This window comes from Novosphingobium sp. FG137 (genome assembly GCF_057809735.1).
Map to the genome: position 1 here is coordinate 824,734 of NZ_JBMDKN010000001.1, position 18,796 is coordinate 843,529.

The window sequence follows — 18,796 nt, forward strand, 5'->3', positions numbered from 1 at the left end:
TGTTCGCGCAGAGATCGCAGAGATCGCAGAGCCGTAGAGGAAAACGGCGAAGCCGCTTCAAATTTGAAAGCTCGCATGGAAGATTCAATTGCCTGCGGCGCACACGCCATCTCTGCGGTCTCTGCGATCTCTGCGCGAACCCCCTTTAACCTTCTCTGCGCCTCTGCGCCTCTGCGCGAACAATTTCCCGGAGCCCGCACATGAGCGCCACGCCGCTGCAGCGCATCGGCGCGATGGTGTTCAAGGAAGTGCGGCAGATGCTGCGCGACCGGGGCACGGTGGGCATGATGCTGGTCATGCCGCTGATGCAGCTGATGATTTTCGGCTATGCGATCAACAACGATCCGCGCGGGCTGCCGATGGCGATCGAGCGGGGGGACAATTCGGTCTTCGCGCGCTCCATCGATGCGGCGCTGCGCAACACGACATACTTCAAGGTAACCGAGCTGGTGGAAAGCCCCGGCGCGGGAGAGGCGCTGCTGCAGCAGGGCAAAGTGCAGTTCGTGGTGACGATCCCCGCTGATTTCGGGCGCGATCTGGTGCGCGGGCGGCGGCCGCAATTGCTGGTGACGGCGGACGCGACCGATCCTGCCGCTACCGGCCCCGCGATCAGCGCGATCAGCGAGGCGGTTTCTACCGCGCTGGGGCATGATCTGATCGGGCCGCTTGGGAGCCGCGCGGCGGGGCCATCGCCGGTCGATCTGGTGCTGCACCGAAGCTATAACCCCGAAGGGATCACCAGCCACAACGTGGTGCCCGGCCTGCTCGCCATCGTGCTTTCGATGACGATGGTGATGCTGACCGCGCTATCGGTGACGCGCGAGGTGGAGCAGGGGACGATGGAGAACCTGCTGGCGACGCCGCTGCGCCCGTTCGAGGTGATGGTGGGCAAGATCGTGCCCTATCTGGCCATCGGCGTGGTGCAACTGAGCGTGATCCTGCTGGCGGCGCGGTTCCTGTTTCAGGTGCCGTTTGCGGGGCCGCTGCCGCTGCTGCTGGGAGCGACGCTGCTGTTCATGGTGACGAGCCTTGGGCTGGGCTTCACGCTTTCGACCTTGGCGCAGAGCCAGTTGCAGGCGATGCAGATGAGCTTCTTCTATATCCTGCCCTCGGTGCTGCTTTCAGGCTTTGCCTTTCCCTATCGCGGGATGCCGCAGTGGGCGCAGACATTGGCGGAAGTGCTGCCGACGACGCATTTCATCCGGCTGGTGCGCGGGATCATGCTGAAGGGCTGGGGGATCGTGGATGCCCTGCCGGAGATGGGGGTGCTGGCGGGGATGCTGGCGCTGCTGGGGTTCGTGGCGGTGCGGCGCTATCAGGATACGGTGGCTTAGCGCGCAGGTGCCTGCGCAGCTTCGGGGAGGACGAGCGCGATGACGGCCTGATCGGGGGCGAGGTAGCGCTTCGCGAGGGCCTGGAGATCGGCGGCGGTGAGTGCATCGAGGCGCTGGCGGGCCTTGAAGTAGCGTTCGAGGCGTTCGGGCTGGCTTTGTGCGCGTTCGGTGAGGGCGAGCCAGCCGGCGTTGGTCTTGAGCAGGTTGTCGAGCCGCTCGCGCATCGGGGCGCGGGCGCGGGCGAGGATGTCGGCATCGATGGGCGCGGCGGCGAGGCCGGCGATGGTGCGCTCGATCGCGGTGCGCGTGGCGGCGACATCGGCGACATCGACCGAGGCGTTGACGCTGAACATGCCCCAGCCGCGCCAGACCCGGCTGAGCGAGGAGGAGGTGGCGGGCGAATAGGCCTTGCCGAGCGCCTCGCGCACCACATCGAGCACTTCGATGCCGGCGACTTCCTGCAGGAGTTCGAGGCCGATGGCGGTTACGGGATCGCTATCGTCGGTGGTGGGCCAGACATAGCGGACGATCGCCTGGTTGGCCTCGCCCTTGTGGCGGATCACGGTGAGGCCGCGCTGGGGGGTGAAGCTGCGCTGGCGGGCTTCCTCATAGGGGCGGAAATCGGGTTCGCGCGGGGGGAGGGCGCCGAAGGTGCGGGCGGCCATGGCAATGGCGGCATCGGGATCGAGATCGCCGACGAGGGTAAGCTCGATCGCGCCGTTTGCTAGGCGATCGCCGATATCGGCCTTGAGCCGCGCCATGGTGAGCGCCTGATAGGCTTCGGGCGGCTGGATGGTGAAGCGCGGATCGCCGCTGGAAAGGAGGCCGGGGAGCGTGTTGGCGATCGCGGAGGCGGGGGTGGCATCGCGCCGCGCGAAGAAGTTGGTCATCGTCTGGTGGTAGAGGATGTCCGCCGAAGTGCGCCAGCCGGGATCGGTGAGCTGCGCGGCGAGCAGCTGGAGCTGGAGTTCGAGATCGCGGCGGGTGGTGCCAGCGCCCATCGCGAAAGCATCGCCCGATGCTGCGATGCTGTTGCCGACGGAGTGGCCGGCGAGCAGGGTCTGCAGATCATCGAGGCTGTGCTTGCCGAGGCCGCCGGTGGGGAGCATCGCGGTCATTTCGGTGGCGAGGGGATTGGCCCTGGTATCGAGCAGTTCGCCGCCATCGACGTATAGGCGGACAAGCACGCGGTCCTGTTCGAGATCGGTGCGCCGCAGATTGAGGCGGACGCCGTTGGCGAAGCGGATCTGGCGCAGGCCGAGATCGGCGCGGGTGGTGTCGCTGGTGACGGTGCCGGGGGCGCCGAAATCGGTATAGGCAAAGGTGCCCGTGGGCGCGCTGACCTTGAGGCGCAGGGGCGCGCGCAGCGCTTCGTTCCAGGTGGCGCGCAGGGCCTTCTCGGCGGTGGCCGTGCCATTGGCGGGCGCGGTGCGGCCCTGGAAACGGATCAGCGGGTTTTCGAGCGGCAGCACCTCGGCGCGCAGCGCGGCGAGCACGGCGGCGGGGGTGAACGAGGCGGCGTGGCGGTTGAAGCGTTCGAGCGCGGAGGCGGGGGTGGTGGGCACCTTTTCATCGCGCAGGAGCTGGATCACCGCGCCGACGAGCGCATCGTTGCTGCGCGTTTCGGCGGCGGCGGCGGCGTTTTCGATGCCCGTGCGCGCATTGGCGACCTGTTCGGCCACTTCGGCTGCGGTGAAGCCCCTGGCCAGCGCCTCGCGGTAGACCTGCGCGGCGGCGAAGAGACCATCGCGCCAGCCCTTGTCCGGCGTATCGACGACGAGATTGGTGGTGCGGCCGATGTGGAAGACTTCGCTGGTGCCAAGCCCCGCGCCGCGAAACGGCGGCTGCGCGATGCGGCTGAGGCGCTGCATGCGGCGGTTGATCACGCCGTAGCCGATCTGGCGCAGGAGATCGACGCGGCGCTGCTCCTCGGTATCGGGCTCGCGGCGCCAGCGGCCATGGCGCGAGACGGTGACGCGTTCCGACAGCGCCGGATCGAGGTGGATGCGCGCGGCGCCCTGCTGATCGGGATGGACGCGGCCCTGATCGGGGCGCTTTGCGGGGGCGCGGGCGGGCCAATCTGCAAAGCGCTTGGCGATCGCCGCCTCGACCGCATCGGCATCGAAATCGCCGACGACGATCAGCGTGGTTTTCGCAGGGACATATTCGCGCGCCCAGAATGCCTTGAGCGCGTCCGACGTGGCGGCTTTCAGCGAATCCGCGGTGCCGATGGGGAGCCGATCCCGGAAGTGCGCGGCGGGATAGAGGAAGGCCATCTGGTCCTTGTTGTTGTCCAGCGCATAGCCTTGCCCGTCGCGCAGTTCGGACAAGACAACGCCGCGTTCGCGCTCCACGGCGGCGGGATCGAAGGCAAGCTCGCTCGCCGTCTCGCGCAGCAGCATGAGCGCGGTATCGAGGAGCCGGGGTTCGTTTCGCGGCAGGCTCAGCATGTAGAGCGTGTGTTCGAAGCTGGTCTGCGCGTTGGTATCGGCCCCGAAGGCGAGCCCCTCGCGCTCGAGCAGCTTGATCATCTCACCCTCGGGCACATGGGCGCTGCCGTTGAAGGCCATATGCTCGACGAAATGGGCAAAGCCGCGCTCGCCATCCTGCTCGTCGAGCGAGCCGGCATCGATCTGGAGGCGGACTTCGGCGGTGGCCTTGGGGCTCGCATTGTGGCGGATCACGTAGCGCATGCCATTGGGCAGGCGGCCGAAGCGAAAGGCGGGATCGGGCGCAAGGTCGCTGCGTTCGAAGGCCCAGACGGGCGCAGGCTTTGCCGCGGCCGGTGCAAGCGGCACGGCGGCAAGGACGAGCAGGGCGAACAGGCGGACGAAAGCGCGGTGGAGCATCACCGGCGGTTCTGGCGGCTTGCGGGTGAATGCGCAATGACGCTTGGCAGCGGAGGGCCTGCTGTTAAGCTCGTGCCAACGTGATGAGGGGGAATGGAACATGAAACTGCGCACAGGTCTGGCTCTGGGGTTGCTGCTGGCGAGTGCGGGGACCGCGTGGGCAGCGCCGGCCAAGGCGCCCGCCTATGACGAACGGCCACAGGCGATCACGCAGCCGATTGCGGCGCGGGATTACGAGCGGCGCGCGGTCGAGATCCCGATGCGCGACGGGGTGAAGCTGCACACGGTGATCATGGTGCCCAAGGGCGCGAAGAATGCAGCGATGCTCCTCACGCGCACGCCCTACAATGCCGAGGAAATGACCAGCCAGCATGGCTCGCCGATCATGGCCGTGGCGCTCGACGGCTATGACCATGCGCCCGATGTGGTGAGCGCGGGCGGCTATATCCGCGTGGTGCAGGACGTGCGCGGCAAGTATGGTTCCGAGGGCACGTATGTGATGAACCGGCCCTTCGTGGGGACGTCCCTCAACCCGACGAAGACCGACCACGCGACCGACACTTATGACACCATCGACTGGCTGGTGAAGAACGTGCCCGAAAGCAACGGGCGGGTGGGCATCATCGGGATCAGCTATGACGGCTTCACCGCGCTCGCCGCGCTGGTGAACCCGCATCCGGCGCTGAAGGTGGCGGTGCCGATGAACCCGATGGTCGATGGCTGGCGCGGCGACGACTGGTTCCACAACGGTGCGTTCCGCCAGATCGGCATCAGCTATATCTGGGAACAGGTGGCGACGCGCGACAACGCCAACAAGTATGAAGTGGCCGAGGCGGACGCCTATGCGCACTTCATGAAGTATGGCTCGGCGGGTGCGCTGGCGACCGCGCAGGGGCTGGATCAGATCGGGTTCTGGCAGAAGCTGAAGGCGCATCAGGCGTGGGACGGGTTCTGGCAGGAACAGGCGATGGACAAGGTGCTGGCCAAGGCGCCGCTGAAGGTGCCGACGCTGCTGGTTCATTCGCTGTGGGATCAGGAGGATATCTACGGCGCGCCGGCGGTGTGGAAGGCGCTGAAAGGCGCGGACAAGGACGGCCTGCTGCATATGTCGATCGGGCCGTGGTACCACGGGCAGGCCATCGAGAAGGCCGATACGCTGGGCGCGCTGCATTGGGATGCGGACACCGGCAAGTGGTGGCGGATGAACGTGCTGGCGCCGTTCCTTGCGCATTACCTCTATGACAAGCCGATGGACGTGCCGACGGTGACGGCGTTCCAGAGCGGGACCAACCAGTGGCAGCGGTTGCCGGGCTGGCCTGCAGCGAAGGGGGAGAAGAAGCTTTACCTGCTGCCGGGCGAGGGGCTGGGGTTTGAACCGGCGGCTGCGGCGGGGACGGTGGACTACGTTTCCGATCCGGCCAAGCCCGTGACCTATTACCCCCGGCCCAACCAGCAGGAAGGCTATGACGGCAATCCCTGGCCGACCTGGCTGGTGGGCGACCAGCGCGCGGTTTCGGGGCGGCCCGATGTGCTGGCTTTCGTCGGCCCGGTGCTTGACAAGCCGGTGACGATCGCGGGGGCGCCGGTGGTGCACCTGACCGCCTCGACCAGCGGGACCGACAGCGACTGGGTGGTCAAGCTGATCGACGTCTATCCCGATGCGGTGGCGGGCGACCGGGCGATGGGCGGATACGAGCTGGCCGTGGGCATGGACATCTTCCGCGGCCGCTTCCGCGAAACCTTGAGCGAGGCGCGGCCGCTGAAGGCCGGGGCGGCGCTGGGCTATGTGTTCGAACTGCCGCAGGCGAACCATGTGTTCCTGCCGGGGCACCGGATCATGGTGCAAGTGCAATCGAGCTGGTTCCCGCTTTATGACCGCAACCCGCAGACGTTCGTGCCTTCGATTTTGGACGCGAAGCCGGGGGATTATGTGAAGGCGGTGCAGATGGTGAGTGTTGGGGGGGAAGGCGGGAGTTATATTGCGCTGCCTGTGGTGGAGTGAGGGGAGGCACCCATGGATATCGAGAAGCTTATTGCCTCAATTCCCAATCGAACTGACATCGTACGCAAGACAATGCGGACAAACGCCGAGGCGCGGTTGGACTTTGATCCGCAAGCAGCCTTGCTCATTGCTGCGTTGGACGAGTTCGAGCTGGAACGGAAGCGGAAGGGCGAAGAACAGCGCAGGCGTGCAGTTGAATCGCTAGCTTCCAGTCCTTTGTCTGAGCGAGTGAAGATCGCATTCCATGACCTGGAGAGTGAGACCGACCGGCGCGTGGTTCAGGTGCTGCTTGACTATCCCGGTAGCACATGTGCCGAGCTGTCAGAAAAGCTTGGCTGGGCTCCGAATACCTGGGACATGCATTTCGGCAGCATTTGTGCCGTTCGGGCGGACTTTCTCCGCGACCTTCGCGGGACACCTGCTGAGGGTCGAAGTGCAAATTTGCCGCTTTTGACATTGCAGGAACGCAGCGAGGACAATGCCATCCGCTACACGATGAAACCGGAAGCTGTCGAAGGCTTCAGGCTTCTGGGGTTTCGCGTGAAGGAGCCTTGAGGGAAAGCGCCCAAGTCGTTTTCAGCGGGCGTTGTGTTTGTTGCTCTGGATTCCCGCCTTCGCGGGAATGACGAAGGGTGGGGTGGAGGCCCGGGACTGGTTTGGGGATGCAAGGGCTGTGGCCCTTGCCCGCCGGAGGCTCTTTTTTCTGAGGTAGATACCCCTCCGACCCGCCTGCGGCGGGCCACCTCCCCATTTGTGCTGCGCAAAAATGGGGAGGACCTCTGAGCTTACTTCTTGCCGCGAAGCTTGCGGTGGGCGCCGAGGTCGAAGACTTCGCTGATTACGGTGACACTCTACCAAATCGCCAAATCCGAGAGGTAGCGTCGTGGCTGCCGTTCTCGACTCCCGCCTTCGCGGGCATGACGAAGGGCAGGGTGGAGGCTTGGGACTGGTTTGGGGATGCAAGGGCTGTGGCCCTTGCCCGCCGGAGGCTCTCTTTTCTGAGGTAGATACCCCTCCGACCCGCCTGCGGCGGGCCACCGCCCCATTTGTCTCTGCAGGAAAAATGGGGAGGAGCTTGCGGTCAGCCTGCTGCTGCGCGCTGGGCCGGTTCGCCGGCGAGGCGGTCGATCAGGGCGGGGACGGCGGCGTCTGGTACGGGGCGGCTGACGAGGTAGCCCTGGATGAGGTCGCAGCCTTCGTGGCGCAGGGCTTCCATGGTGGATTCGAACTCGACGCCTTCGGCCAGCGTCTCGATGCCGAGCGCGGCGGCGAGGGTGGTGATGGCGCGGATGATCGCGCCGGCGCTGGCATCGCGGCCGAGATCGCGCACGAAGCTCTGGTCGATCTTGAGCTTGTCGAACGGGAAGCTGCGCAAATAGCTGAGCGAGGAATAGCCCGTGCCGAAATCATCGAGCGCGATGCGCACGCCGAGTGCGCGCAGGCTGTGGAGCATGGCGAGGGTGCGCTCCACGTTGCCGATGAAGATGCTTTCGGTGATTTCGAGTTCGAGCCGGTGCGCGGGGAGGCCCGAGGCGGCAAGGGACTGGACGATGGTCTGCGCGAGCACCGGGCTGACGAACTGGCGCGGCGAGATGTTGACCGCGACGGAGAGTTCGCCGGGCCAGGCGGCGGCGCGGGCGCAGGCATCGCGGATCACCCATTCGCCGATCTGGACGATGAGGCCGGTTTCCTCTGCCAGCGGGATGAAATCGGCGGGGCTGACCAGGCCGCGTTCCGGGTGGTTCCAGCGGATCAGCGCCTCGAAGCCTTTGAGGCGCTGCTGCGTCATCGAGTAGAGCGGCTGGAAGTGCAGTTCGAAGCCGCCTTCGCGCACGGCGCGGCGCAGATCGAGTTCGAGCTGGCGGCGGCGGCGGGCTTCTTCATCGAGGGCGGCTTCGAAGAAGTGATAGGTGCCCTTGCCCTCGCTCTTGGCGCGGTAGAGCGCGAGATCGGCGTTCTTGAGCAATTCGTCGCTGGTGGCGCCGTCCGAGGGACCGACGGCGACGCCGAAACTGGCGGTGAGCTGCACCGCGCGGCCGCCGATATCGACTTCATCGTTGAGCGCGGCGTGGATGGTGCGCGCGAGCGAGGCGGGATCGGCGCTCTCGCCAAGGCCGGTGACGAGGAGGCCGAATTCGTCGCCGCCGAAGCGGGCGACCATGTGATCGGGAAAGCGCTCCTGCAGGCGCTGGCCGGCCTGGCGGAGCAGGGCATCGCCGGCGGGGTGGCCAAGCGTGTCGTTGATGATCTTGAAATTGTCGAGATCGACGAAGACGACCATGGTGCGGTTGGCAGGCGTTTGCCGGGCGACGGCGCGATCGAGCTTTTCGATGAAGAAGCGGCGGTTGGGAAGCGTGGTCAGGCCATCGTGCAACGCGCTGTGGACGATCTGGCGTTCGCGCTCCTCGATCGCATCGACCATGGCATTGAAGCTGAGCGCGAGATCGGCGACTTCGGCATCGCCTGTCACCGCGACCTTGGCGACAGTGCCGCCGGCATAGCGCCGTGCGGCTTCGGCGAGATCGCTGAGCGGGCGGCTGATGCTGCGCGCGATGCGCAGGGCGAGCCACAGGCCCGCGAGTGTCCCCGCGAGGGCGATGCCGAGCAGCACGGTGTTGAGCGCGCGGTAGGCCTGCATCGCCTGCGCGAGCGAGTGGCTGAGGATGAGGCGCGGTTCGATGCCGCGCTGGAGGCTGGGCAGCGCGGATAGCCGCACGAGCTGAAGCCCCCGGGGCGAAGGCAGTTCGCCGATGCGGCCGAGGCCGAGCGTGCGCTGCGCCGGGGCGAGCGTGGCGGCGGGTGCGACCGAGGCCTTGACCGGGACGGCGGAGAGGCGGCCCATTGCTTCGAGATCGCGCGTGCCGAGCGGCTGGGCGAGGATGAGCCAGCCGGCGAGATCGGGAGTCTCGATCGGGGCGACGACAGCAAGCCCGAGCCGGCCCCCGAGATCGATCACGCCGCTGCTTTGCCCGGCATCGAGCGCAGGGAGGAGCGTCTTGCCATCGAGCGCAGGCGCGCCGGGGCTGGTGACCACGGTGCCATCGAGCATGACGACCGCCGCGACCTCGGCCCCGCTGCGTTCGCCGAGGCTGGCGAGCGCGGAGCCGAGCGTGGCGCGGTCATTGAAGGCAAAGGCCTCGCGGAATCCGAAATCGCGGGCGACGACCACCGCCGCATCGCGCAGTTGCCCGGCGCGGCTGGCGATGAGCTGTTCGAACACGCGGGCGTTGGCGGCCATGTCGCGTTCGGCCACGCGGTGGGCGAACAGGCTGACGCCGCTGCCAGCGACCGCGACGGTGACGGCCATGACTCCGGCCAGCAGCGCCATGAACAGCGCGGCGATGCGCGCGCGCAAGGTGCGCGGGCGGAGGGCGGCGAGGCGGGCGAGGAAGGCGTGCGGCATCGGATCAGCGCAGCTCTATCGTGATGCGCGCCGGGGTGCCGGGCGCGATGGTGAGGGTCTGGACGGCTTCGTTGGCGCCGCTGCGCAGGCGCGGGTGCCACACGGTGATGCGGTAGGTGCCGGGCGCGAGGCCATCGATCTGGCCGCGCCCGTTGAGATCGGTGGCGGCGGCATAAGGCGTGGCGACGACGCGGATGTAGCCGCGCATCTTGTCGTGGATATTGCAGCCGAGCGCGACGGTGCCGGTGATCGGAAAGCGCTGCGAGCGCGTCTGATCGCGGCCGTAGAGATCGATCTGGAAGCGGGCCGGCTTCGAGAAGCTGTAGATGCTGTGGCGCACGATATCGAGATTGGGGAAGGCGACCGTGGCGCCCTGCGGAACGATCAGGGTGCCGGGAACGAATGTCTGGTTGCGCTGCGCCATGGCATAGCGCCACGGGAACGCGACGGCGCGCGTGCTGCCGGAGGGCGGTGGAACTTCGATCACCGCGCCTTCGACGGGCAGGCCGCGCTGGTCGAAGATCTGGACAACGCTCGTCTGTGGCCCCGTTGCCGAAACGCCGAGCAGGCAGGCAAGCCCGAGCGGCAGCCGAGACACGAAGCGCAAGTCCATATGTGTGGATTCGCACGCTTTTCCTAAGATATGGTCAATCTTGCGGTGAACTGCCTTTACCATTCATCAAGGGGGTTGGGCTAACTTCGGAGTATGCCGAAAAACCCCGTTCTTCCTGCACTCGCCTGCTGGCTGGGGGTGATGCTTTCCGGCGCTCCTGCGGCGGCGCGCGAAGCGATCACCATCGATGGCGGCAAGCTGATCCTGACGAATGGCATCACCACGATCGAGGGCAGCGGCGGCGGCGGGATTGCCACCTGGGCGACGATTTCGGGCATGGGCACGAACCGCGCGGTGGGCATTTCGGCGCACGTGACGGGGGTGGAGCTGCCCGACTTCCGGCTCGACACCCACGGCATCGCCATCGGCATCCGCGACCGGGTGGAGCTCGCTTATGCGCGGCAGAACTTCAACACGCGCCATGTGGGCGCGGCGCTGGGGCTGGGGCGCGGGTTCCAGTTCAATCAGGACATCTTCTCGGCCAAGGTCCGGTTGGCGGGCGATCTTGTCTATGGCCCCGGCTGGCTGCCGCAGATCAGCGTGGGGGCCGAGCACAAGCGCAATCTCGATGGCGCGGTGGTGCGCGCGGTGGGGGCCAGAGCTTCGGCCGGCACCGATTTCACCGTGAGCGCGACCAAGCTGTTTCTGGGCGCGAGCGTGCTGGCCAATGCCACGGTGCGGCTGACCAAGGCCAACCAGTTTGGCCTGCTCGGCTTTGGCGGGGACAGGAACGGCGGGCGCAGCGTGCAGTTCGAGGGTTCGCTGGGGTGGATGCTGACCTCGCGGCTGGTGGTGGGCGGTGAATGGCGCACACGGCCGGACAACTTGCAGATTGCGCGCGAGGATGATGCCAAGGACCTGTTCGCGGCCTGGGCAGTGACCCGGCACGTGACGGTAACGGCGGCCTATGTCGACGTGGGTTCGGTGGCGACGTTCAAGAACCAGCGCGGCGGGCTGCTTTCGCTGCAGCTGGCGTATTGAGAGGGCCGAGGATGATGTTTCTGCTGCCGCTGCTGATGGCCGCTGCGCCAGTGGTCGAACCGCCAGTGGTCGAGCCGCCAGTGGTTGAACCGTCACCCGGGCCGGCTCCGACCGGTACGGAAGCGCCGGTCGACTGGGACAAGGAATTCGGCGTCGTGCGCAAGGAGCGCGATCCCGTTACGGGAGAGATTCCGGTCGATCCCTATGTGCAGAGCGATGCCAATGCCGGGGCGAAGCCGTTTACCGGCGAAGGCATGGCGCGTGCCTTTGGCGGGCGGGCGGGCATCCGCCGGATCACCGACCGCACGCTTGAGCTGAGCGAGGCGGATCCCCGGATCAAGGCGATCTTCGAGGAGCACGACATGGTGCGGCTGCGGCGCACGCTGTTCGAGCAGGTGTGCTTTATCCTGAATGCGGGGTGCAGCTATTCAGGCCGGGACATGAAGGCCACGCACAAGGGGCTTGGCACGACGCGCGCCGATCTCAACGCGCTGGTCGAGAACCTGCAGCGGGCGATGCGCGAGGCGCACGTTGCGTTTGCCGCGCAGAACCGGCTGCTGGCGAAGCTGGCGCCGATGGACCGGGATGTGACGGAGCGGTGATTTTCACCACCCCCTGCGCCCACCTCTGAAGAGGAGGGGGCTATGTCCCTTGCCCGTCCTTCGACAAGCTCAGGATGAGCGGGGGTTGCTTCCGTTTACCCCTCAGTCAGCGCTTCGCGCTGCCACCTCCCCGTTTGTGCTTCGCAAAAACGGGGAGGACCTTTGAGGATTACTTCTTGCCGCGCAGTTTGCGGTGGGCGCCGAGGTCGAAGACTTCGCTGGGGCCGCCGTCGTTTTCGAGCAGGCCGAGGCGGCGGGCGACTTCCTGGTAGGCTTCTTCTTCGCCGCCGAGATCGCGGCGGAAGCGGTCCTTGTCGAGCTTTTCGCCGGTGACCATGTCCCACAGGCGGCAGCCATCGGGGCTGATCTCGTCCGCCAGGATCACGCGGCTGTAGTCGCCATCCCAGATGCGGCCGAATTCGAGCTTGAAATCGACAAGGCGGATGTTGATCGCGGCGAACATGCCGACCATGAAATCGTTCACGCGGATCGCCATCGAGGAGATGTCCTGCATCTCCTCGTTGCTGGCCCAGCCGAAGCAGGCGATGTGTTCTTCGGCGACCAGCGGATCGCCCAGCGCATCGTCCTTGTAGTAGTATTCGATCAGGGTGTGGGGCAGCGGCTCACCCTCAGGGATGCCGAGGCGCTTGCTGATCGAGCCTGCCGCGACATTGCGCACGACCACTTCGATCGGGATGATTTCCACCTGCCGCACGAGCTGTTCGCGCATGTTGAGGCGGCGGATGAAGTGGGTGGGGATGCCGATATGCGCGAGGCGGGTGAACACATACTCGCTGATGCGGTTGTTGATCACGCCCTTGCCGTTGATCGTGCCGCGCTTCTGCGCGTTGAAGGCGGTGGCATCATCCTTGAAATACTGGATGATCGTGCCAGGCTCCGGACCTTCATAGAGGATCTTGGCCTTGCCTTCGTAGATCTGGCGGCGACGGGACATGGGCGATTCTTTCCTAGGCGCTGGGCCAAAGATAGGCCACTTGCGGCAAATCAAAAGCCCCGGCGGAGCAAGGAAATCGCCGGAGCGATACCTGCGCTGGGCCGGGGCGAGCGCGATGCCCTTAGGACAAAATGCGCGTCCACGCAAATGGACACAAAATCGGCGGCACATTCGATAATTTCGAACAATCAAGACAAGTTTATCCGGCTGAACCGGACCAATGGTGTGCGGTAAACACGCTTCACACAATGCGGCGGGCGCGATTCGGTGCCCCTTTCCGCGAAGCAAAGGATACATCCGATGGCAAAGGTTCTGGTGCTCTATCATTCGGCTTACGGCCATGTGGAAACGATGGCGAACGCGATCGCCGAAGGTGCGCGCGCGGCGGGCGCCGACGTGGACGTGAAGCGCGTGCCCGAGACGGTGCCGCTGGAGGTGGCGCAGGCCGCGCACTTCAAGCTCGATCAGGCCGCGCCGGTGGCGACGGTGGCGGAACTGGAGAACTACGACGCGATCGTGGTCGGCACCGGCACGCGCTTTGGCCGGATTTCCAGCCAGATGGCGGCGTTCCTCGATCAGGCCGGCGGCCTGTGGGCGCGCGGCGCGCTGAACGGCAAGGTTGGCGCTGCGTTCGTTTCGACCGCTTCGCAGCATGGCGGGCAGGAGACGACGCTGTTTTCGGTGATCACCAACCTGCTGCACTTCGGCATGACGATCGTGGGCCTCGACTATGGGTTCCAGGGCCAGCTGCGGAATGACGAAGTGGTTGGCGGTGCGCCTTACGGGGCAACCACGGTGGCCGGCGGCGACGGCAGCCGTAGCCCGAGCGAAACCGACCTGGAAGGCGCGCGCTATCTGGGTGCGCGCGTGGCGACGACGGCGGCGAAGCTGTTCGGGTAAGACCCCTCCGCCTCCCCGGGTTCGCTTGGGGAGGCATTACCCCTCCGACCCGCTTCGCGGCCCACCTCCCCATTTGTCCCTCCGGGAAAAATGGGGAGGACCGGGGCCGTTTTGCGTTTTTGTAATGTGGTGCATTACCTCTGGCCTCGCTAGATACGCGGCGCTGAAGGAGACCCGCCCATGAGCCGTGCTGATACCATTTCCCTGCTGACCCGCTATTACGCCGCGTTCAACGCGGGCGACTGGCAGGGGATGCTCGATTGTCTGAGCGAGACGGTCGCGCACGACGTGAACCAGGGCGAGCGGGTGACCGGCAAGGACAAGTTTGCCGCGTTTCTTGGCCACATGGAGCGCTGCTACAAGGAAGAGCTGCGCGATATCGTGCTGATGGCGACCGATGACGGTGCGCGCGCGGCGGCAGAGTTCGTGGTGCACGGCGCCTATCTCGCGACGGACGAGGGGCTGCCCGAGGCGAACGGCCAGACCTATGTGCTGCCGGCGGGCGCGTTCATTACGGTGGACGGCGGGAAGATCACGCGACTGACGATGTATTACAATCTGGCCGACTGGACCGCACAGGTGGTTGGTTGAGTGTTACCGTCCGCCCGCTGACCGGCGCGGAAATCGGCGCGGCGCTGGGGGATCTGGCGGCATTGCGCATCCGCGTCTTTGCGGCCTACCCCTATCTCTATGATGGCGATGCGGCTTACGAGGCCGAGTATCTGGCCGAATATGCGGCGGCGGCGGATGCTGTGCTGGTTGCGGCGTTTGACGGGGCGCGCATTGTGGGGGCGGCGACGGCGGCGCCGATGATCCACCAGAAGGCGGAGTTCCGCGAACCGTTTGCGGCGCGCGGGCTGGATGTGGACCGCTTGTTCTATTTTGGCGAGAGCGTGCTGCTGCCGGAGTATCGCGGGCTCGGGATCGGTCATGCGTTTTTCGATCACCGTGAGGCGCAGGCGCGGGCGTGCGGGGCAACGGCGGCGTGCTTTGCGGCGGTGATCCGTCCGGACGATCATCCGGCGCGGCCTGCGGACTATGTGCCGCACGATGCGTTCTGGACGAAGCGGGGGTATGCCGTGGTGCCGGGGCTGGTGACGGAGCTGGCGTGGAAAGAGCATGGCGAGGCGGGCGAGAGCCTGAAGAGCATGCAGTATTGGCTGAGGACGTGGTGATGACGCGTTACACCATCGCCGCCGCGCAGTATCCGATCGAGCAGCTGGCCGATTGGGATGCCTATGCGGCAAAGCTGACGCGCTGGGTGGCCGAAGCGGCGGAAGGCGGCGCGGCGCTGGCGGTGTTTCCTGAGTATGGCGCGATGGAGCTAGCGAGCCTTGAGCCTGCGACGATGGGCGATCTGGCGGGGTCGCTGGCGAGCGTTGCGGGTTTGATAGAGCGGGTCGATGCGCTCCATGCCGAACTGGCCGCGCGGTTCGGGCTGCACATTCTGGCGGCGAGCCTGCCGCGGCTGGATGCGGACGGGCGCTATCGCAATGCGGCGCGGCTGTTTGCGCCGAATGGCAAGGCCGGCACGCAGGACAAGCTGGTGATGACGCGCTTCGAGCGCGAGCAGTGGTTTGTTTCGGCAGGCGCGGAGGGACTTGCGCTGTTCGAGACCACGCTGGGCAAGATCGCGGTGCTGATCTGCTATGACAGCGAGTTTCCGCTGCTGGCGCGCGCGGCGGTGGATGCGGGGGCCGAGGTGCTCTTGGTGCCGAGCTGCACGGATAGCCTGCATGGATACTGGCGGGTGCGGCTGGGCGCGCAGGCGCGCGCGCTGGAGGGCCAGTGCTATGCGGTGCAGGCGCCGACGGTGGGGATCGCCGACTGGTCTCCCGCAGTGGACGTGAACCGGGGCGCGGCGGGGGTCTATGGGCCGCCGGATCGCGGGATGCCCGAGGACGGGGTGATCGCGCTGGGCGCCGAGGGCGAGAGCCAATGGGTTTTCGGCGAGGTTGATCTGGCGCGCGTGGCGGAACTCCGCGCCGATGGCGGCGTGCTCAATGCGCGGGACTGGCGCGATCAGCCGGGCGCGGGGCCGCTGCCCGCGGTGCGGGTGGTCTCGCTGCTGTAATGGGATCGGCTTAGCGGGTGCATTCCGCCGGGAGTTTCGCCATGATGATCCGCCTTCTGCTGCTGGTTCTGGGAATGGTGATGACCGCAACGCCGCTTGCCGCCAATCCGCTGATCTTCGCGCATCGCGGGGCTTCGGCATGGCTGCCGGAGGAGACGCTGGCTTCCTATGAGAAGGCGATTGCGGATGGGGCGGATTTCATCGAGCCCGATCTGGTGCCGACCAAGGACGGCGTGCTGGTGGCGCGGCACGAGAGCAACATCACCGAGACGACCGATGTGGCAGCGCACCCGGAATTTGCCGCGCGCAAGGCGGTGAAGGTGATCGACGGGCGGCGGCAGGACGGCTGGTTTACCGAGGATTTCACGCTGGCGGAGCTGAAAACCTTGCGCGCGAAGGAGCGGCTGGGGGCGCTGCGGCCGGAGAGCATGGCGCACGATGGCCAGTTCGAGGTAGCGACCTTCGACGAGATCGTGGCGCTGGCGACGCGGAGTGGGGGGCGCGTCGGGCTGATTCCGGAGATCAAGCATCCGACGTATTTTGCGGGGCTGGGGTTTGATACGCCGGGCAAGCTCGTCGCGGCGATCAAGGCTTCGGACTATCTGCGGCGCGCGCCGGTGATCGTGCAGTGCTTCGAGATCGCGACGCTGAAGCGGCTGCACCGGGAGCTGGCGAGGATGCGCAATGTCGCGCTGTTGCAGCTGATCCAGTCGAGCGATGTGAAGCAGCCCGCCGATGTGGTCGCGGAAGGCGGCATGCTGACGTTCGACGAGATGGTGACGCCCAAGGGCCTCGCCGAGATCGCGACCTATGCGCAGTGGATCGGCCCGCCGCTGCGGCGGGTGATCCCGCTGGACGCTGCGGGCAATGCGGGGCCGCCGAGCGCGCTGATCGCCGATGCGCACAAGGCGGGGCTGAAGGTGGGCGTGTTCACCTTTCGGCCGGAGAACCAGTTCCTTCCTGCGAACCTGCGCCACGGCGATGCGGGTGCGCGGTGGCCGCAGGGCATGGTTGCCGATGTGCGGCAGTTCGTGGCGGCGGGGGTAGACGGGTTCTTTACAGACGACCCGGCGCTGGGGCGCGCGGCGTTGAAGGGAAGCTGAGCGGACTCGATTTCCCTTGCACCGATGTTCGGCTTTGCCATCCTGTGGTCAATGGCGGGTGGCGAGGGAAGCCAAGGCATGCTGCGCAGGTTTGCTATATTGCTCCTTTTGCTGTGGGCCAGCCTTGGGCTTGCAGTGCAGGTGAATGCTTGTAGCCCGGCGCGAGGAGCGCGGCTTGCGACGAACCTTGATCTGGTCCAGCAGGCGCCGACCATCGTGATCGGCCGGGTGGTGCAATGGGACAGCAAGAAATCACCGGAGCACCAGTGGTTCGATAGCACGAGCATCGTCGTCGAGCCGGTCGCGACCCTCAAGGGCGAAGGGCCGCGTGCCCCGTTCCGGCTGGATGACATGATGGCCATGACGGAAGGCCTTGCCTCGCCCGTCGACAGCCAGCCGAGCGCTTACGACGAGTTCCAGCAGCCGCATGTCAACGCCTTCATGGGCGGCTGCATCCGGTACAATTTTGTGATCGGGCAGTTGGTTGTGTTCTTTCTCCATTTCGAGGATGGGAAATGGCAACCTGCCGCTACGATCTTCTCACGCTGGGCGGAGGACGTTCCATCGGTCGATGGGCCGTGGGTCCGGCTGGTGCGGCTCTACATTGAAGCATCGCAGCTACCGAAGGCGAAGCGTCGGGCCATGCTGCGCGCTGAAAAGGCGAAGCTGCTGGCTGGTCAGCCGGGCCGGATCGAGCGGCTGATGGCGGCGGATATTCAACGGCAGATCGATGCCAAGCGGCCATCCTTCGGGGTTTGAAGCAAAGGGGGCGCGGGTAAATCCGACCTAGGCGGCGGCAGCGTCGTTGGCGGGCGTGGCCGCCTCGCGCGCCTCGGCCTTGGCTTGATAGAGGGCCTTGTCGGCGAAATCGAACAGCGCGTCGGTGTCTGCGCCATCGGCGGGCCAGAGCGCGACGCCGACGCTTGCGCCCACGGTGATGGGGTGGCCATCGATCATGTGCGGGCGCACGAGCGCGATGAGCAGTTGATCGGCGAGTGGCGCGGTGATCAGCGGGGAGTGCGGGGGGATGAGGATGGCGAACTCATCGCCGCCCTGGCGCACGACGAGGCCGCGCGCGCCGATCGATTCGCTGAGGCGCGCGGCGACCGAGCAGAGCAGCTTGTCGCCAAAGGCGTGGCCGTAGCGATCGTTCACCAACTTGAAGCCATCGAGATCGAGCAGTGCGAGCTTGAACGGGCGCGCGCGGGTGGAAGGGCGCAGGAACTGGGCAATCTGATCATCGAGCGCGCGGCGGTTGGCGAGGCCGGTGAGCGGATCGGTATGGGCCAGATCGCGGGTTTGCGCCTGGAGTTGCAGCAGATCGACCAGCATCGCGTGGCCCTGGAGGATGAAGCGGATGAGGATCGCGGTGGCGAGAATCAGGCTGGTGGCGGCGGCCATTTCTCCCTCCCGGCCGGACGAGAGCATCAGCACGGTGATCGGCAGCACCCCGACCGCGAGATTGAGGATCGCGGCGGCGCGGATCGAGGAGAGGCAATAGGCCGTGGCGAGCGAACCCATGGTGAGGATCATCGCGAAGTTGGCGTGGTTTTCGGGCGGGGAGGCGAGCCAGTTCACCACGCACCACGCGCTGCACATCGAGCCGACCCAGCCGGAGACGTGGTTGGTCTTGGCGACGAGGATGCGCGCGCGGCGCAGGCTCATGCGGCGCCGGCGGCTCTGTGCGTTTTCGAGCAGGCCCAACACGCAGAGCAGCGCGAGCAGCGCGGGCATGCCGAAGCGCACGCCCCAGTGGACATGCGCCGCGCCGACCCAGGCCGCAGTGGGCGTGGTGGCGAGCAGCATGAGGTACATCAGCGGCGTCTGCGTTTCGACACGCTGGGCGCGCAAGATGGTGAAATCATCCCGGATCGCATCCGGTATCGGCGGCATGAGCCGCGCGCGCAGGCGGGTGAGAGCACCGATCATGCAAAGGGGTTTACCGGAGCGGGCGTAAAGACCGTGTTAACGATGTTTTTG

Annotated in this window: 16 protein-coding genes; 11 read left to right on the forward strand and 5 right to left on the reverse strand. The window is 66.3% G+C overall.

The window, feature by feature from the left end:
* Positions 1-200: 200 nt before the first annotated feature.
* On the forward strand, positions 201-1,334 hold the full coding sequence (locus ACODS2_RS03805) for an ABC transporter permease (protein ID WP_488997626.1): 1,134 nt from the start codon (positions 201-203) through the stop codon (positions 1,332-1,334).
* On the opposite strand, the gene ACODS2_RS03810 is transcribed toward ACODS2_RS03805, so the two are convergent.
* Positions 1,331-4,183, reverse strand: coding sequence for a M16 family metallopeptidase (locus ACODS2_RS03810; RefSeq protein ID WP_488997627.1), 2,853 nt, complete (start codon positions 4,181-4,183; stop codon positions 1,331-1,333). The genes ACODS2_RS03805 and ACODS2_RS03810 overlap by 4 nt on opposite strands.
* A 100-nt stretch (positions 4,184-4,283) precedes the next feature.
* Between ACODS2_RS03810 and ACODS2_RS03815 the strand changes: the two genes are divergently transcribed.
* Positions 4,284-6,185, forward strand: a complete 1,902-nt coding sequence (locus ACODS2_RS03815) for a CocE/NonD family hydrolase (RefSeq protein WP_488997628.1) — start codon at positions 4,284-4,286, stop codon at positions 6,183-6,185.
* Positions 6,186-6,197: 12 nt separating this feature from the next.
* The gene (locus tag ACODS2_RS03820) at positions 6,198-6,740 is read left to right on the forward strand and encodes a hypothetical protein (RefSeq protein WP_488997629.1); all 543 of its coding nucleotides are present in this window, start codon (positions 6,198-6,200) and stop codon (positions 6,738-6,740) included.
* 526 nt (positions 6,741-7,266) lie between these two features.
* Here the strand turns inward: ACODS2_RS03820 and ACODS2_RS03825 are convergent.
* Positions 7,267-9,588, reverse strand: coding sequence for a putative bifunctional diguanylate cyclase/phosphodiesterase (locus ACODS2_RS03825; RefSeq protein WP_488997630.1), 2,322 nt, complete (start codon positions 9,586-9,588; stop codon positions 7,267-7,269).
* A 4-nt stretch (positions 9,589-9,592) separates the two neighbouring features.
* A complete protein-coding gene (locus tag ACODS2_RS03830) occupies positions 9,593-10,201 on the reverse strand; it encodes a carboxypeptidase regulatory-like domain-containing protein (protein WP_488997631.1) in 609 nt (202 codons plus the stop codon).
* A gap of 93 nt (positions 10,202-10,294) precedes the next feature.
* Between ACODS2_RS03830 and ACODS2_RS03835 the strand changes: the two genes are divergently transcribed.
* Positions 10,295-11,182 carry a DUF3034 family protein gene (locus tag ACODS2_RS03835; RefSeq protein ID WP_488997632.1) on the forward strand — a complete coding sequence of 296 codons (888 nt, stop codon included), beginning with the start codon at positions 10,295-10,297 and terminating at the stop codon, positions 11,180-11,182.
* An 11-nt stretch (positions 11,183-11,193) separates the two neighbouring features.
* Complete coding sequence (locus ACODS2_RS03840; RefSeq protein ID WP_488997633.1) at positions 11,194-11,784, forward strand: group I truncated hemoglobin; 591 nt, start codon at positions 11,194-11,196, stop codon at positions 11,782-11,784.
* 169 nt (positions 11,785-11,953) lie between these two features.
* On the opposite strand, the gene purC is transcribed toward ACODS2_RS03840, so the two are convergent.
* The gene (gene purC / locus ACODS2_RS03845) at positions 11,954-12,739 is read right to left on the reverse strand and encodes a phosphoribosylaminoimidazolesuccinocarboxamide synthase (RefSeq protein ID WP_298164217.1); all 786 of its coding nucleotides are present in this window, start codon (positions 12,737-12,739) and stop codon (positions 11,954-11,956) included.
* Positions 12,740-13,039: 300 nt separating this feature from the next.
* Between purC and wrbA the strand changes: the two genes are divergently transcribed.
* The 6 genes from wrbA to ACODS2_RS03875 all read left to right on the forward strand — a co-directional run bounded on the left by wrbA (position 13,040) and on the right by ACODS2_RS03875 (position 17,575).
* Entirely contained in the window at positions 13,040-13,639 is a 600-nt protein-coding gene (gene wrbA / locus ACODS2_RS03850; RefSeq protein ID WP_488997634.1) for an NAD(P)H:quinone oxidoreductase, read from the forward strand.
* Between the two features lie 180 nt (positions 13,640-13,819).
* Complete coding sequence (locus tag ACODS2_RS03855; protein ID WP_488997635.1) at positions 13,820-14,230, forward strand: ketosteroid isomerase-related protein; 411 nt, start codon at positions 13,820-13,822, stop codon at positions 14,228-14,230.
* Entirely contained in the window at positions 14,227-14,814 is a 588-nt protein-coding gene (locus ACODS2_RS03860) for a GNAT family N-acetyltransferase (RefSeq protein ID WP_488997636.1), read from the forward strand. The genes ACODS2_RS03855 and ACODS2_RS03860 overlap by 4 nt, the downstream gene beginning before the upstream one ends.
* Complete coding sequence (locus ACODS2_RS03865; RefSeq protein WP_488997637.1) at positions 14,814-15,713, forward strand: carbon-nitrogen hydrolase family protein; 900 nt, start codon at positions 14,814-14,816, stop codon at positions 15,711-15,713. The genes ACODS2_RS03860 and ACODS2_RS03865 overlap by 1 nt, the downstream gene beginning before the upstream one ends.
* Positions 15,714-15,754: 41 nt before the next feature.
* Positions 15,755-16,816 carry a glycerophosphodiester phosphodiesterase family protein gene (locus ACODS2_RS03870; protein WP_488997638.1) on the forward strand — a complete coding sequence of 354 codons (1,062 nt, stop codon included), beginning with the start codon at positions 15,755-15,757 and terminating at the stop codon, positions 16,814-16,816.
* Between the two features lie 24 nt (positions 16,817-16,840).
* Positions 16,841-17,575 carry a hypothetical protein gene (locus tag ACODS2_RS03875; RefSeq protein ID WP_488997639.1) on the forward strand — a complete coding sequence of 245 codons (735 nt, stop codon included), beginning with the start codon at positions 16,841-16,843 and terminating at the stop codon, positions 17,573-17,575.
* 27 nt (positions 17,576-17,602) lie between these two features.
* Here ACODS2_RS03875 and ACODS2_RS03880 read toward each other — a convergent pair whose 3' ends face one another.
* Entirely contained in the window at positions 17,603-18,745 is a 1,143-nt protein-coding gene (locus ACODS2_RS03880) for a GGDEF domain-containing protein (protein WP_488997640.1), read from the reverse strand.
* Positions 18,746-18,796: the final 51 nt, after the last annotated feature.

Excerpts from the sequence above, each read along its gene's own strand:
- ACODS2_RS03865 (WP_488997637.1), top strand. The coding sequence starts at position 14,814 with ATGACGCGTTACACCATCGCCGCCGCGCAGTATCCGATCGAGCAGCTG.
- ACODS2_RS03870 (WP_488997638.1), top strand. The coding sequence starts at position 15,755 with ATGATGATCCGCCTTCTGCTGCTGGTTCTGGGAATGGTGATGACCGCA.
- ACODS2_RS03830 (WP_488997631.1), bottom strand. The coding sequence starts at position 10,201 with ATGGACTTGCGCTTCGTGTCTCGGCTGCCGCTCGGGCTTGCCTGCCTG.
- ACODS2_RS03820 (WP_488997629.1), top strand. The coding sequence starts at position 6,198 with ATGGATATCGAGAAGCTTATTGCCTCAATTCCCAATCGAACTGACATC.
- ACODS2_RS03815 (WP_488997628.1), top strand. The coding sequence starts at position 4,284 with ATGAAACTGCGCACAGGTCTGGCTCTGGGGTTGCTGCTGGCGAGTGCG.
- ACODS2_RS03875 (WP_488997639.1), top strand. The coding sequence starts at position 16,841 with ATGTTCGGCTTTGCCATCCTGTGGTCAATGGCGGGTGGCGAGGGAAGC.
- ACODS2_RS03825 (WP_488997630.1), bottom strand. The coding sequence starts at position 9,588 with ATGCCGCACGCCTTCCTCGCCCGCCTCGCCGCCCTCCGCCCGCGCACC.
- ACODS2_RS03855 (WP_488997635.1), top strand. The coding sequence starts at position 13,820 with ATGAGCCGTGCTGATACCATTTCCCTGCTGACCCGCTATTACGCCGCG.
- ACODS2_RS03835 (WP_488997632.1), top strand. The coding sequence starts at position 10,295 with ATGCCGAAAAACCCCGTTCTTCCTGCACTCGCCTGCTGGCTGGGGGTG.
- ACODS2_RS03840 (WP_488997633.1), top strand. The coding sequence starts at position 11,194 with ATGATGTTTCTGCTGCCGCTGCTGATGGCCGCTGCGCCAGTGGTCGAA.
- ACODS2_RS03880 (WP_488997640.1), bottom strand. The coding sequence starts at position 18,745 with ATGATCGGTGCTCTCACCCGCCTGCGCGCGCGGCTCATGCCGCCGATA.
- ACODS2_RS03805 (WP_488997626.1), top strand. The coding sequence starts at position 201 with ATGAGCGCCACGCCGCTGCAGCGCATCGGCGCGATGGTGTTCAAGGAA.
- ACODS2_RS03810 (WP_488997627.1), bottom strand. The coding sequence starts at position 4,183 with ATGCTCCACCGCGCTTTCGTCCGCCTGTTCGCCCTGCTCGTCCTTGCC.
- wrbA (WP_488997634.1), top strand. The coding sequence starts at position 13,040 with ATGGCAAAGGTTCTGGTGCTCTATCATTCGGCTTACGGCCATGTGGAA.
- purC (WP_298164217.1), bottom strand. The coding sequence starts at position 12,739 with ATGTCCCGTCGCCGCCAGATCTACGAAGGCAAGGCCAAGATCCTCTAT.